Genomic DNA, 15,433 nt, shown 5'->3' with positions numbered 1-15,433 from the left:
TTACTAGAAAGGTTATTGAAACGGCGCTTTCACAATCACCACGAGCCATACAATTCGTGGAAAATCCTACAGAAGATTTATTACAGACACTGGTAGAAAAGGACTGGGCTGTTTTAGAATATATCGATAATCCATCTGATACGATTGTTAAGCAAGCACTCGCTCAATCTGGATGGGCTATACGCTATATCTCAAATCCATCAGAAGAACTACAGCTGGAAGCTGTAAAGGCTAACTATGATGCGTTGCAATACATTAAGGATCCCAGCGAATCCGTACAATTACAAGCAGTTAAAGAAAATTACTTGGCCTTGCGTTATATTGATGAGCCTAGCGTAGCAGTTCTAGAAGCAGCAGTAAAACAAGATCCGCAGGCAATGCGACAAATCACAAAGCTTACTAAAGAATTGGCGTTGCACCTATTTAGTGTAAGTGCTGCCACACTAGGGTATATACCCAATAATTTAGGCGTCACTGTGGACGAAATTAAATCTATCATCATTAGCGCTATCTCTAGTGATACAGTTGATGCAGACTATATTCGTGAATTGATCAACAATAAAGCTATCGGAGGTCGTCAATCTAAATGGCCTATCGATCTATTGTCACTTATAGATGCTTATGGAACTAGGGCTGTTAAGAAGGTTGCAGTTAGTGAATATTTGAAATATTAGAACGGAGATATAATGAACTTTATAGATACAATGGCAAGCGTAGAGTTAGTGCTTGCTGCTAATCAAGTACCTTTGCTCGTTGGTGAAACGGGGATTGGTAAAACATCTCTTGCGGCGCGTGTAGCCGCTGAGCATGATTGGGAACTGGTAACAATTGACGGTAACCTCTTAAAAGAAGGTGAAATTGGTGGTTTGCCAACTGTAGAATCTGTTACACATACAGATGGTCGCGGTAATACGCATTCCGTAAAGACTACAGTGTATGCTGTGCATCATACGTTGGAACATGTGGCTCAAGCAGTAGATAAAGGGCGCCAAGTATTGCTGTTTATCGATGAAATTAACCGTGCAGAACATGCTGTGCAACAAGAGTTAATGAACCTCATTTTGAATCGTGAAATTAATGGCTTCTCTTTAAGCGACCAAGTGCGCATTATCGCCGCTATGAACCCTGAAGATTCTTTTGATTATCAAACCATCGATATGGACCCAGCACAACAAAACCGTTTTGTATGGCTTTATATGAATGCTGATTACATGCAATGGATTGATTGGGCTATCGGCACGGGCATTGAGGAAAAGGTTATTGAATTTATTTCTTCCTATCCAGAATACTTAAATCAACGCCATGAAGATGACATTGATGCTACACCACGTTCCTTTGAACGCGTATCTGGGTTATATACAATTTATAAAAATCAAGAAGGCTCAGCATATAGTCGCGAAGTATTCATGAATGTTATCCGCGGTAACGTTGGTAAACTCATTGCGGAGGCTTTCGTAAACTTTGTTGAGTCCGATCAAGAACCACTTATTACCTTTGATGATGTATTGGCGGCCGTTCAAAAACCAGGTGCTATTATGTCTATGGCTGAACAGGTTAAAGGTGAAAGCCCAACTCGTTTATATGTAGCAGCTAAAAACATGTTGCATCGTTTAAATCGAAATAGTAATGCCGAAGAAGTTCATCACTTCATTGAATTCCTTACATTATATCCAGGTGATTTACGCGTAGCAGTTATGAAAGACTTGCGTAACACTTACGAACGTGTTTACGCCTATGCCATTGAAGATGATTTATTCGTAGATACTTTCTTTGAAGCACAAAAGTAAGTCTATTTAGCTAGGTAATAACAGTTTTACCTAATAATGTATGTATAACATAAGGTAATTAACATATAGTTTTAAAAAGAAAAAGGAGGTGGAATGATGCAACGAAATTTAGATAAAGACGATATTCGCGACGCCTCTGACTTACTCACTCATATAGACGGGTGGGAAAAAACAGGGTCCTATGATGAAAAGGCCATCGTGGCTCTTGATCGGTGGCATGCAAAGCGAGAGCGCATTCATCGTGAGGCAGAAGCCTTATATACGCAAATCTATGCCGCTTACGAAGCTTATGTAGATAGTTATGAAGCGCAACATCATAGCATGGAACCACAACGCATAGCAGCAGATATGATGAATCACAATATGTCAGATAGTCATATAGGGACCATAGGACGTGCCCTAGATGAGCTGCAGGTAGAAGGCTCAGACCTTGCTGTTATGCAACAAGCTGTAATGACACCTGCTTATGAGCAACGGTTGTGGAATATTCTACATGATGTGAATAGCTTGTTACTTGAAGAAGACCAATTCTTTGGCTATTTCTATTTGCAAATGGCCCATCGCATTCGTTTTGACATGACCAGTGCCTTTGGCATTAACCTAAAACAAGGTGGCTATGTATTATACGTCAATCCGTTCATCTTACTACGACAACCGCCAGATGTAATGAAGGATGGTATTAAACGTGAAATTCTTCATATCATTTCCGCCCATTTGATGCGGGTAAAAGCATTGAGCCAAAGCTTCAATAAAACTGCGGTACATATGGCTATGGACATGGTAGTAAACGACTATTTAGAACATGTGGATCGTGATGCGGTTACTGTAGCCAATGTGAATGAACGTTTTGGATTGATGCTCAAACGATTCCGCACCATTGAGTACTATGCGAAAGCCATCGATAAGGCGATGAAGGAAAAACCTGAACTTTTTTTGCCTGTAGATAACTCTGATACGGCAGTAGCTATGGAGTTTGATCCTCAAACGAGTCATGATATTTGGGATGAATCTGATTCCATTGATACCGACACGATGGACCAAATTACAGAGCGCTATATCAATGAGGCCTCAAAAGGTGATATGGAAGGGTATGTTAAAAGTCTTATCGATACATTCCAAAAGACACGTCGTGCTCTGCCATGGTATTTTTATCTTAAAAAGCTGATGGGCAAGGTCGCTAGTGGGTACAAAAAAACGACGATGCGTCGCAATCGTCGTCAGCCTGAACGATTGGAATTATCTGGTACCTTGCGTCAACATAAGGCAAATGTATGGGTGGCTCTTGATATGAGTGGTAGTATTACAGATGCAGAGTTTACGAATGCATTAGAACAAGTACTGCAAATTGTACATGCCTATAATCATCGTATTACTGTTGTAGAATGTGATAATGAGGTGCGCCGTACGTATACGATGGAATCTGTAAAAGATGTAAAGCCTCGCCTTGATGTACGCGGTGCTACAGCATTTTCTCCAGTGTTTGCATTAGCTAATCAGAATCGTGTAGATTTGCTAGTATACTTCACGGATGGCAAAGGAGAGGAGCGTCTGCGTGAAACTCCTAGGGGCTATAAGGTTTTGTGGGTCCTTACCGGTGAAAACCCTCAATTATCTTTGCATAATCCATACGGTATGGTTCGCGAGCTAGGCTATGTAGGTGTGGATGAAACACAGGATATAGACGAATTTGTACGCATGTCCAATCGTGGGGGCTTCTCCATGGCAAACCAAGAGATATAGACCTTATTTTCGATATGAATATGGATATATCTTGGATTTGTAATAGGGCTTGTCTGTAAAAGAATATAAAAAATGACGCAATTCATTGGAATTGCGTCATTTCTATGTAATCAAAATTCTATTACATTAGCTATTAAGTTCGATAGAAGAACCTGGATCGATGATAAGTGCTGTTTGGTTGTATTTACCTTCTACTAAGCTTGTAAATACGCCTGGTTCACGGTCGATAACAGGCCATGTTTTGTAGTGAATTGGAATGGAGATACGAGCTTTTACATAAGAAGCAGCTAGAGCAGCATCTTCAACGCCCATTGTGAAGTTATCACCGATAGGGAGCAAAGCATAGTCGATATCGCCAAAGCGATTTAATAATTTCATATCGCTAAAGAGTGCTGTATCACCTGCGAAGTATACAATATCTCCGTAGAAGTCTACGATACAACCGGCTGCATGGCCGCCAGGAATACCAGCACCATGGAAGGCTGGAACTATGCGAACAGAACCGAATTCAAAGTCAAATTTGCCGCCTAAATGCATAGCATGAGCGCGACAACCAGCAGCGGCTGCTTTACCGGCTATCTCAGCTGTAGAGATAACGAGTGCATCATTTGCTTTAGCGATGAATTCTGTATCGCCATAATGGTCATCATGACCGTGGCTGACAAAGATATATTGGCATTTAATATCTTCTTTTTTGGCTTTGTCCCATGTGTTACCTGTTAAGAATGGGTCGAAAATCATGGATACATCACCGCGTGTGAGCATAAAGCAAGCGTGACCGAAATAAGTTAGTTTTGTTTTCATAGGAACACTTCCTTCCTTATACATATAAATCTTAATTCTATTGTATAATATAATAAATGAAAATAAAACTATTGATGATAATTTATGCAGAATTAGTAAGGATATATTATGGATTTAACACATTTTGACCAAGATGGCAACGCTTGGATGGTAGACGTATCCGATAAGGATATTACCTCTCGCACCGCTGTTGCAGAAGGTTTTATAGCCATCAATGATGCCATTTATGAGCGCATTGCGGCAGGCACTATGAAAAAGGGCGATGTCCTTAGTGTAGCGCAACTAGCCGCTATCATGGGGGCTAAACAAACGAGTAATCTCATACCGCTTTGTCATCCCTTGGCATTGACTAAGGTTGAGGTACATTGCACCTTAGTAGATGGTGAAAGCCCTGCTTGTACTGACGAAAATCATAACAAGGCTGTTAAGGTACGGGCCACCGTTAAAACGACAGGAAAAACTGGCGTTGAAATGGAAGCTCTTACGGCAGTTCAAGTAGGGTTACTCACTGTATACGATATGTGTAAGGCCATCGATAAAGGCATGATCATGGGCCCTACTTATCTCGTAGAAAAAGAAGGCGGTAAAAGTGGACATTTTGTGCGTTCCTTTGTAGAATAATATAGATATAAAGAATAGGGGAACGAAAATGGAAATAGTACTTTATGAGCCAGAAATCCCTGGCAATACAGGAAATATAGCGCGTTTGTGCGCCGCTAACCACATGACCCTACATCTTATCAAACCACTGGGCTTTTCTATCGACGATAAGCACGTAAAACGAGCTGGTCTCGATTATTGGCATTTGGTAGATGTACAGGTACATGAAAATATTCAAGAGTTGTATGCGAAATATCCTAATCGCAGATATTTCTACGCTACTACAAAGGCAAAGCATACCCACTCCGAGGTAAAGTATGAAATCGGCGATATGCTCGTCTTTGGTCCTGAATCAAGAGGCTTGCCTGAAAGCTTATTAGAAGGTGTTGAAGAAACATGCATTCGTATACCAATGGTAGATGAAGCGCGTTCTTTAAACCTATCTAATGCAGTAGCTATCATAGCTTATGAAGCGATGCGCCAACTTGATTATCCAGATCTTAAGGCTGAAGGCAATTGGATTCAACCTAAATAAATATACTTTCACCATTGAGAGATATACAATAAATATATGTTAGAAATCCTACCCAATCTACATGACAGGTAGTATTTCGACAGGTGTTGTTAGAGGAGGATATTATGAACTACGATAAAGCTCATGATTTAGCTCACGCTATGCGTGAATCCGAAGAGTACAAAGAGTTAATGGCAGCTCAAGAAGCTTTGAAAGCTGACGCAGTAGCAGCGGCGTTGGTACGCACATTTATGGCACAACAAATGCAATGGGAATACGCAAAGTTGTCTGGTGCACCAGAAGCTGATGAATTGCAAAAGAAACAAGAGGAAATGATGCCTCAAATTCAAGAAAGTGCTGCAGCGGCTGCTTATTTACAAGCACAAATGCGTTGGAGCCAAATCTCTAATGATATTTATAAAATCATTAGCGAACCAATCACTGAGGGGATGAAAGTGTTAGATCATGGCGAACAACAACAACCAAAACATTAAGGACTTAAAAGAAGCCTTATTAGAGAAATTACCTAGTACACGTGTACGAGAACAGGAACTGCTTTGTCATCATACGACATTTAAAATTGGTGGTCCTGCTGATTTATTTATTGAACCTACGACGATGGATGAGTTGAGCTTTACGCTACGCAATATTCACGAATTACAAGTGCCTGTAACTATTATTGGTTGCGGCTCCAATATTTTGGTGAAAGATGGTGGTATTCGCGGTGCTGTCGTATCGGTTCGACATATGACACAAATCATGGATTGCAATGATAATGTATTATGCATTGGTTCTGGTTATATGTTAAAAGATGCTTCTGAATTTGCTTGGGAAAACGGATTATCTGGCCTTGAATTTGCCATTGGTATTCCAGGTACGCTTGGTGGTGCTGTATTTATGAATGCAGGTGCTTATGACGGGGAAATGAGCCATGTGGTCACTTCAGTACTAGCTGTAGACTTCGAGGGCAATATTAAGGAGTACGATGCATCTCACTTAGATTTTGGATATCGTCATAGCGTATTCCACGATAACCATGAGGTTATTGGGGAGGTTATTATGACGTTACAATCTGGTGATAAGGATGCTATTAAGGCTCGCATGGATGAGCTCACAGAAAAACGCGAATCTAAACAACCTTTAGAGTATGCTAGCGCAGGTTCAACCTTTAAACGCCCACCAGGGTATTTTGCAGGTACTTTGATTGAACAAACAGGTCTTAAAGGGTTATCTGTTGGTGACGCACAAGTATCTCATAAGCATGCTGGTTTTGTTATCAACACTGGCAATGCTAAAGCTAAAGATGTACTTGATCTTATTAAAGAGGTACAAAAACGCGTATATGATCAACATGGTGTACATCTGGAGCCAGAAGTACGTATGATTGGTGAAGATTAATACAAACTAAATATTAATACAAGATTTCTTATGTATCATTACTTTTTTGGAGAATGAACTCATAAGAAATCTTTTTTTATAGTCTGTAAAAGAGTATGATAACTATATGGTTAATCAATGTTTAGGAGGCGATGATATGAATACTTTATTGGCACAAGAGATTCATGATAAAGCACTAGCATGTGGCTATGATAGTTGTGGTATAGTGCCTCTTGATGCACTTGATTTTTATAAAGACCGGTTGACGAAGCGTTTAGAAGATGTACCTGAAAGTGAAGATGTATATGCTCATAGTAAAGACTTTCTAGCATTAAAAAATAATTATCCTTGGGCACAATCCATAGTAGTTTGTACCGAGTATTTTGGAAATTATAAGTTTCCTGCTTCGCTACAGAATCGATATGCAAAAGGATTACTATTATCTTTAAGTAATATTCCTGATGGTGTTGAATTTAAACGGAGACAATCTTTTGAGACATGGTTACAGAGTCAAAATATTCAATATATTGGTGGTGAAACTGCAAAGCCAGCTGGTGTTGTCCCTCTGCGTCCTGCTTCTGTAGCCGCGGGCCTTGGAATTTATAGAAAAAATAATTTCTTTTATGGTCCTAAAGGTTCTAATTATGAATTGGTAGCCTATTTAATAGATAAGTCTTGTGAATATATTCATGATACGGATATTCCTCCGTGCCCAGATTCTTGTAACTTATGTCAGCAAGGTTGTAAGACAAAATCTTTATCTGCACCATTTACGATGAATCCAATAACATGTGTTTCTTTTATCAATACCTTTGGTAATGGTAATTTGCCAGAAGGTGTGACAGAGGATATGTTGGAAGAGTGGATTATAGGTTGTGATAATTGCCAAGACTCGTGCCCATTTAATAAGAATCATGATTGGAGCATCGGAAAAGACTATCCTGGACTTGATGAATTGGAGCCTATACTACAGCCAGAATTTATTTTGAAAGCCTCTGATGAAGAGATTATAGAACAAATGATTCCTAAATTCTGTTTTCATTTAACGAATGAACAAATTCCATTGTTGCGTAAATCTGCTAGGCGGGCTATAGAATACAAAAATAGGTGGCAAAAATAATGATTGGTCTATAAGATGAGTCAAAAGTATAATCAAATGTAGAAATTGCCATGATTAGAAATCCTGTACTTCTTTGACTTTTTTCTATAGACTACGTTATAATTAAGTGTTGCCAATTTTGGGAATATACCTACATAGCTACTTTCACAAGCGCTATGTGATATAGAATATACTGAAAGAATTAAAGGGAGGATCTTATGATTCGCGAAAATCTTCGTAATGTAGCGATTATCGCCCACGTTGACCATGGTAAAACTACTTTGGTGGACGCGTTATTAAAACAAAGCCATGTGTTCCGTGAAAATGAAAAAGTAGCAGAACGCGTAATGGATTCCAACGACTTGGAACGTGAACGCGGTATTACTATTTTGTCTAAAAACACTGCTGTAATGCATGATGGAATCAAAATCAACATCGTTGATACACCAGGCCATGCTGATTTCGGCGGCGAAGTAGAACGTGTACTTAACATGGTTGACGGCGTATTGCTTCTCGTAGATGCTTACGAAGGTCCAATGCCTCAAACTAAATACGTTTTGCGTAAAGCATTAGAACAAAAATTGAAACCAATCGTAGTTATCAATAAAATCGACCGTCCTGACCAACGTGTTAAAGAGGTTGAAGATGAAGTTCTTGAATTGTTCATGGAACTTGAAGCTGATGACGATCAACTTGACTTCCCTGTAGTATATGCATCCGCTCGTGCTGGTGTATCCAAAACTAACTGGGATGACGAAGCAGTAAACATGGAACCATTGTTCAAAACATTGATCGAAGAAATTCCTGCACCACAAGGCGACATGGAAGGTCCTCTTCAATTCATGGTTACTACACTTGATTACGATAACTTCATCGGTAAAATCGCAGTAGGTCGTATCGTTCGCGGTAAAATGAGAACTAACCAACAAGTGGCTATCATGAATGGTGAAAGTACTCGTAAAGCGAAAATCGGTCGTGTATACACATACAATGGCTTGAACCGTGTTGAAACTGACGAAGCTGAAATGGGTGATATCATTGCATTCGCTGGTATCGACGATATTAACATCGGCGAAACTGTAGCAGATGCTGAAAATCCTGAAGCATTACCATCTATCTCCATCGACGAACCAACATTGTCTATGGTATTCTCTGTAAATAACTCTCCATTCGCAGGTCGCGAAGGTGAATTTGTTACATCCCGTCACTTGCGTGATCGTTTGTTCCGCGAAGTAGAAACTAACGTTTCTATGAAAGTTGAAGAAACTGATTCTGCAGATGCGTTCAAAGTATCTGGCCGTGGCGAATTGCACTTGGCTGTATTGATTGAAACTATGCGTCGTGAAGGCTACGAATTACAAGTAGGTAAACCTCGCGTAATCTTCAAAACTATTAACGACCAATTGTGCGAACCACTTGAAGCATTGACTATCGACGTACCTCAAGAATTCATGGGTACAGTAATGGAAAATCTTGGTCAACGTAAAGCTGAATTGACTAACATGGTTGAATTAGCTGGTTACCTTCGTATGGAATTCGTAATTCCAGCTCGTGGTTTGATCGGTTTCCGTGCTCAATTCTTAACAGCTACAAAAGGTAATGGTATCATGAACCATGTATTCCATGGTTATGCACCATACAAAGGTGAAATTCCTTCCCGTACACGTGGTGCTTTGGTAGCATTCGAAAATGGCGAAACTACTCCATATGGTTTGAACTCTGTTCAAGACCGTGGTACATTGTTCGTTGGTCCTAACCAAGACGTGTACGCAGGTCAAGTTATCGGTGAAAACACTCGTGAACTTGATATGGATGTTAACCCATGTAAGAAAAAACACGTTACTAACATGCGTTCCAGCTCCTCTGATGAAGCAGTTCGCTTGACGCCACCTCGTATCTTCTCCTTGGAACAAGCTCTTGAGTGGATCAACGATGACGAACTCGTTGAAGTAACACCTGAAAGCATTCGTATGCGTAAAACAATCCTTGATCGTAACGCACGTGCGAAAGCAGCTAAAAACAAAAAATAATATCCTTTGCGATATAAGACGACGCTCCCTTGGGGGCGTCGTTTTTATATTGTAAAAATATAAGAGCAATTCTATGCATAGTATATATATATATATATATCAGGGTTTATCAGGATCTAAGTAAACTTTTTATAAGAATGACATCTTAAGATATTCCCATTTATTATATTCATATGAAAAATAGATGATAATCTTATCATTTATGATTAATTGCTATATAGGACCTTGTATATATGGAGTTTGCATAATACCTTGCTGATACGGGTATCGGTATATACGGAATATCCATGTCGATGTATAATAATAACAAGTTTGTTGAAATCAATTATTGATTATGGAGGTTCTTATGAATAAGAGATTTTTAGCTTCTTTATTTGCTGTAGGTTTAGCTGCAGGCTGTGTGTGCTCTTCCGTTGATGCTCATGGCGTATTCTTCGCAAATCGTTTAGACGAAAAAGCATTGGTACTTGGTGAAGGCCCTGTAGATGATGCATATAGCCCAAATATGGTTAAAGGTATCGTTGGTTATGATAACAATGGTGCAGTTATCCCTGTAGAAGTTATTAAACACGAAAAAAATGTAGCTATCGTACCACCAGCTAATTTAGGTGTTACAGTAACTAATTTTGACTATGGCTACTGGACAAAAGATAAAGATGGCAAAACTGTACATAAACCAATTACAGAAGTACCTGGTGCTCAAAAAAGTACACATGCCATTAAATATGATGTTCACTACTGGAATGCAGAAGCAAAACCTTTCAACAATAAAGATGCTTTCATCCAAATCATTCCATCCGTTAACCCATTAACACTTAAAAAAGGTGATACATATGAAATCCAAGTCTTGAAAGAAGGCAAACCATATGCAAATGCACCTTTAATCAAAGACGTAATTAACGATCTTACTAATGAAAGCAAAGCTGATGAAAACGGTAAAGCAACTGTTACAGTAAGTGCTAACGGTCTTAACGTAGTAGGTGTTGAAGTAGGCTTCCCAACTCAAATTAAAGGGGAACAAAACAAATACTTCAGTGCATTGTCCTTCATCATCAATCCTGAATAATAGTGTGTACTATTTAATGAGTGTGTAGTTATAAAAGACCTCCTAAGTTGGACTTAGGGGGTCTTTTTACCATTTTAGGTTATAAGAGTTCTGTGAGAGCACCTAGATTTATCTAGATAAAAGGAGAGATTATTATGAAATTACATCGTCATCTATCGGCTGTGATGGCTGCATTAGTTTTGACAGGTATATCGTATACAGCTATGGCTACAGAGATTACCACTACCAGTGATAAAGCAGAAGAGTTGCTCGGTTTAACAATGGGGTCACCGACACAAACGCAACCGGAGGTTAAGCATATTACCGATAGTTTAACTGTTAATGTACATGGTAAAAGCTTAACAGAGGCTGGTAAAAGTAAGAATGTAACTGGTATCTATAATGGATTTGGGTCCCAATTAACAGTAGATAAAGATCTTATTGTACGACTAAAGAATGATGCACCAGCATCTAAAAGAGACCTTGGTCATTACTATATGAGCGCTGTTTATGCTGGGTACGGCGGCAAAGTGCCAAGACTTAGCAAGGATAATCCTGATAGGGACTTTGGAGATACGAATATACATGTGAAAGGTAATGTAGATATTGATGCTATCGGTGTAGGCTTACAAGCTAATCAACGAGGCCATATTATCGTTGATGGTGGCGGTCGCATCATTACTCATCCGTTAGAAACATCTGATACCTATTCTGTAGTAGCGGAAGAAGGCGATGTGTACGTAAATGCTGGTTCCGATGGTAAACACCCAGGCTCTAAAGAATTAGTTGCTGTTGGCAATGTAGGCTTAATCGACAAGGATTATGGACGTGATCCAAACCATAATGAAGAGCCGACGAATGTAGGTTTAGCTTTCACAACACCAAACTCTAGCCTAACAGGCGCTGTATTAAATGAATATGCGGAAAGCAATAAAAATCCTCATAATTCTGGTGCCGATATTTACCTTCAAAATGGTGCAACTTGGAACAATGAATGGATTGGTATGGAGCGTCCTACACCTAAAAAAGAACGTAAATCTGGTGATAATGCGGCGTATCTATATAAGGGCAGTAAGGTTCGCAATCTTGTAGGTGGTGTTAATCCAACTGCAGCAGGGAATATTCATCCTATCGATGCTCGTCCTATTACGATTCAAAATTATAGCGGCTATGTGAATGCCATTTATAAATCTGGCGTACCAGCAAGTGAAGCAGGAAAAGGGCAAATTATAGTTGAACATGCAGCAGATAATAGCCATATTACCGTTCAAGGGGACCATTCCGGTAATACTATTAATGATGCAAGTTATAAAAAGGAAATACAAGCATTAGCTAATAAATTACAATATACTGGCAATGATAAGAAGCTTAGCACAACAGTTCAAATTAATGAAGGTATTACTAGCCCTGGTGCTGTTGCAGAACTAGGTGCAGATCACTTTGATGCACAAGGGCATCTCGTTGTAGACGATACAACAAAGATTGCTCGTAGTAGTGAATCCTCATTGGTGAGTGGTACAAAATCTGCCCTTACATCGACCGCTATGGCATGGAAGAATAACACTAATGATTTACAACGCCGATTAGGAGATCTTCGTCTAGCTAATACAAATCAAGGTGTATGGGCAAAATACATCGGAGGTAAATCTAAAATTACAGACGGTGCAGATGCGCATATGACCTATAATGGGGTACAAGTTGGTTACGACCATAAATCATCTAATGGTTGGATTTTCGGTGGCGCCATTGATTACAGTACATCTAGTAATTCCTATGCTAACGGTAATGGTGATGGTAAACTTGGTGGTATCGCCGTATATGGGACAAAACAACATGATGATGGACGTTATTTAGATATTATTGCTCGTGGTAACAGATTATCTAATGACTATAAACTATACTCCGTTAGTGGCCAACGATTGAATGGTAATTATCATACTTACGGTACATCCTTGAGTGCTGAATATGGTAAACGCATTAAGAAACAAAATGGATTCTACATCGACCCTAGTGTAGAATTTATTGTAGGCCGTTTAAAAGGCGTATCCTATGATGCAGCTATTGCAGGCGGTGGCTCTATGCATGTGAAATCTGACGCTGTTAATTCTGCTGTAGGTAGACTCGGTATTGGTATTGGGAAAGAAACAGAAAAATCTAATATCTTTGCTAAATTAGCGTTGGCTCATGAATTCTCTGGTAAGTTGAATACTACATACTCCGCACCAGGAAATCCAACAGTACAAACGTCGGTAGACTTGAAGGATACTTGGCTCGATGCTGAAATTGGCGGATCCTGGAGTGTTCGTCCTAGCACATATCTATATGGCACATTCACTAAAAACTTTGGTGCTACCATAGATAATACATGGCGTATTGATGCTGGGGTTAGACATAACTTCTAATTGAATAGATGAAAACTCTGTAGTTGTCTGTGGGTAAGGTACTACAGAGTTTTTTTTATATAAAAGTGTCTATGTGAATTATTCGTATCGGCCAATAGGCAAATATCAACGGGCTTGCTATGATGGTCATACTTTAACAATTTGATATATCTATGTTAGTATATAAAGGCTAGTTAATATGTAACTTCTTAAGTAAGAGTTAGGAGGATATAATATGAAAGTTCTAATCGTAAATGGTAGTAGCCATGTCAATGGTACAACAATGCAAGCTATACAAGAGGTGCAAAAGGTATTCAATGAAGTCAATGTAGATACAGAGGTCATTCAGCTGGGCAATAAACCTATTCGTGATTGTATTCAATGCGGTTATTGTTTTGAACATAGTGAATGTGTATTCAAGGATGATGATGTAAATTCCTTCGTAGAAAAAGCGAGGGATGCAGATGGCTTTATTTTTGCAACACCTGTATATTATGCTCATCCGAGTGGCCGTATTTTATCCTTCTTAGATCGCGTGTTCTTTAGTGCGGAAAGTGTAAAGCCAAATCCATTTGCCTTTAAGCCAGGTGCATCTATCGCCGTAGCTCGTCGCGGTGGTACAACGGCTTCCTTTGATGTACTCAATAAATACTTTGGTATTTCTCAAATGCCAATTGCAGGCTCTACATATTGGAATATTAGCCATGGTCTAGTAGCCGAAGATGCTAAGCAAGATGAAGAAGGTATGCAAACAATGCGCAATTTGGCCAGAAATATGGTTTGGATGATGCGTAGCTTTGCTGTAGCTAAGGAGCAAGGTGTGCCATATCCAGATACAGATAAAGAGAAAAAAGTATCTACGAACTTTGTGCGTTAATAACTTATCGATTGTTGAGTTACTAGAGGAGTTATGATGGTTAAGGTTTTATTCATATGTCACGGTAATATTTGTCGTTCAACGATGGCAGAATTTTATATGAAGCATATCGTTGCAAAAGCTGGACTCAGCGATTCTATTTATGTTGAATCTGCAGCTACATCTCGTGAGGAGATAGGAAACGATACTCACTATGGGACTAAACAGAAATTAGATGAAATGGGGATTCCTTATACGCGTCGTAAGGCTCGCCAAGTAACTGTTGATGACTATCATAATTTTGACTATCTCATTATCATGGATGAAAATAATGCACGGAATTTAAAACGTATCATTGGCGATGATGTTGACAATAAGGTGTATAAGGCCATGTCTTTTGTTGGTGAAAACCGTGATGTAAAGGATCCTTGGTATACCGGTAACTTTGATGAAACCTATGACGATGTGAGTCGTAGTTGTGATGCTCTATTATTATTGATTAAAGAGCAAAGGTAATAGAAACAGCCCCTACAGTTAGCTAACAAAATGCTTAACTATAGGGGCCTTTCTATATGTGACTTGTGTTTGATTACTTTAGACTCTGGTCGATAAGCCAGAGCGTTTCTCTGCCGTTAAAAGTATTTCATTTTGATATAATAATACATAATAAAATAGTATTGCAAATTGCTGACTATATTAATTGTGAGAAAGTTAAGAGGAGGCGTTTATTATGACAACAATGTATCAAGATACGGTAAAATGCTATGTGTGTGGGAAAGAGTCAAAGCAAACTGTTCTTGGTTCTACAAATAGTTTTGGCTCTTCAGACTTAGATTTACGACCACCTGAAATGATGCGTGGAACAATGGAGTATTGGGCTCACGAGTGCCCCTATTGTGGTTATATTGCTAAAAATATAGACCTTGGCACTGTAGTTACAGAGGCATGGTTAGCTAGAGTGGAGTTTATAAATGCTAATAATATTGAGTTTAAATCAGAATTAGCAAAAAGATGTTATAAAGAGTATTTGATAAATCTTGAAGATGAAAATATATATAAAGCATTTGCTGTAATATTGAATGCTGCTTGGGCTTGTGATGATGCTCAAGATATTGGAAATGCTATTCTGTGCCGTAATTTGGCACTTGATTTGATTGATGAGCTTATTGAAAAAGAAGATGATCCCTCGACATTAATGTT

The 15,433-nt window shown here is 39.1% G+C and carries 15 protein-coding genes; 14 read left to right on the top strand and 1 reads right to left on the bottom strand.

The genetic code is table 11. The features are described 5' to 3' along the window. The 3 genes from QZ548_RS02880 to QZ548_RS02870 all read left to right on the top strand — a co-directional run. On the top strand, nt 1-674 hold a 674-nt coding region (locus QZ548_RS02880; protein ID WP_295868149.1), incomplete at its 5' end, for a DUF4116 domain-containing protein. Between the two features lie 12 nt (nt 675-686). Then, complete coding sequence (locus tag QZ548_RS02875) at nt 687-1,787, top strand: AAA family ATPase (RefSeq protein WP_295868146.1); 1,101 nt, start codon at nt 687-689, stop codon at nt 1,785-1,787. A 96-nt stretch (nt 1,788-1,883) separates the two neighbouring features. Beyond that, a complete protein-coding gene (locus tag QZ548_RS02870) occupies nt 1,884-3,527 on the top strand; it encodes a VWA-like domain-containing protein (RefSeq protein ID WP_363178599.1) in 1,644 nt (547 codons plus the stop codon). A gap of 126 nt (nt 3,528-3,653) precedes the next feature. On the opposite strand, the gene QZ548_RS02865 is transcribed toward QZ548_RS02870, so the two are convergent. Next, a complete protein-coding gene (locus QZ548_RS02865) occupies nt 3,654-4,331 on the bottom strand; it encodes a metal-dependent hydrolase (RefSeq protein ID WP_295868144.1) in 678 nt (225 codons plus the stop codon). 108 nt (nt 4,332-4,439) lie between these two features. On the opposite strand from QZ548_RS02865, the gene moaC reads away from it, so the two are divergent. The 11 genes from moaC to QZ548_RS02810 all read left to right on the top strand — a co-directional run. Continuing rightward, on the top strand, nt 4,440-4,952 hold the full coding sequence (gene moaC / locus QZ548_RS02860) for a cyclic pyranopterin monophosphate synthase MoaC (protein ID WP_105089510.1): 513 nt from the start codon (nt 4,440-4,442) through the stop codon (nt 4,950-4,952). A 28-nt stretch (nt 4,953-4,980) separates the two neighbouring features. Next, nucleotides 4,981-5,466 carry a tRNA (uridine(34)/cytosine(34)/5-carboxymethylaminomethyluridine(34)-2'-O)-methyltransferase TrmL gene (trmL, locus tag QZ548_RS02855; protein WP_129823226.1) on the top strand — a complete coding sequence of 162 codons (486 nt, stop codon included), beginning with the start codon at nt 4,981-4,983 and terminating at the stop codon, nt 5,464-5,466. Nucleotides 5,467-5,570: 104 nt separating this feature from the next. Beyond that, nucleotides 5,571-5,939 carry a YlbF family regulator gene (locus QZ548_RS02850; protein ID WP_295868138.1) on the top strand — a complete coding sequence of 123 codons (369 nt, stop codon included), beginning with the start codon at nt 5,571-5,573 and terminating at the stop codon, nt 5,937-5,939. Continuing rightward, a complete protein-coding gene (gene murB / locus QZ548_RS02845; RefSeq protein ID WP_295868135.1) occupies nt 5,911-6,843 on the top strand; it encodes a UDP-N-acetylmuramate dehydrogenase in 933 nt (310 codons plus the stop codon). Before QZ548_RS02850 ends, murB begins: the two co-directional genes overlap by 29 nt. Nucleotides 6,844-6,979: 136 nt before the next feature. Further along, nucleotides 6,980-7,942, top strand: coding sequence for an epoxyqueuosine reductase (locus QZ548_RS02840; RefSeq protein ID WP_295868133.1), 963 nt, complete (start codon nt 6,980-6,982; stop codon nt 7,940-7,942). Between the two features lie 197 nt (nt 7,943-8,139). Further along, on the top strand, nt 8,140-9,951 hold the full coding sequence (typA, locus tag QZ548_RS02835) for a translational GTPase TypA (protein ID WP_295868130.1): 1,812 nt from the start codon (nt 8,140-8,142) through the stop codon (nt 9,949-9,951). 346 nt (nt 9,952-10,297) lie between these two features. Continuing rightward, nucleotides 10,298-11,017, top strand: a complete 720-nt coding sequence (locus QZ548_RS02830; protein ID WP_295868126.1) for a DUF4198 domain-containing protein — start codon at nt 10,298-10,300, stop codon at nt 11,015-11,017. 134 nt (nt 11,018-11,151) lie between these two features. After that, on the top strand, nt 11,152-13,398 hold the full coding sequence (locus QZ548_RS02825) for an autotransporter outer membrane beta-barrel domain-containing protein (protein WP_295868122.1): 2,247 nt from the start codon (nt 11,152-11,154) through the stop codon (nt 13,396-13,398). A 214-nt stretch (nt 13,399-13,612) separates the two neighbouring features. Beyond that, nucleotides 13,613-14,254, top strand: coding sequence for a flavodoxin family protein (locus tag QZ548_RS02820; protein ID WP_295868120.1), 642 nt, complete (start codon nt 13,613-13,615; stop codon nt 14,252-14,254). A gap of 36 nt (nt 14,255-14,290) precedes the next feature. Next, entirely contained in the window at nt 14,291-14,749 is a 459-nt protein-coding gene (locus tag QZ548_RS02815; RefSeq protein ID WP_295868151.1) for a low molecular weight protein-tyrosine-phosphatase, read from the top strand. A 214-nt stretch (nt 14,750-14,963) separates the two neighbouring features. After that, a partial coding sequence (locus QZ548_RS02810; protein WP_295868118.1) for a hypothetical protein occupies nt 14,964-15,433 on the top strand: 470 nt, incomplete at its 3' end.

Origin of the sequence: uncultured Veillonella sp. (assembly GCF_915069625.1) — a bacterium.
GTDB lineage: Bacteria > Bacillota > Negativicutes > Veillonellales > Veillonellaceae > Veillonella.
This window is presented reverse-complemented; position numbering and strand designations above follow the sequence as displayed.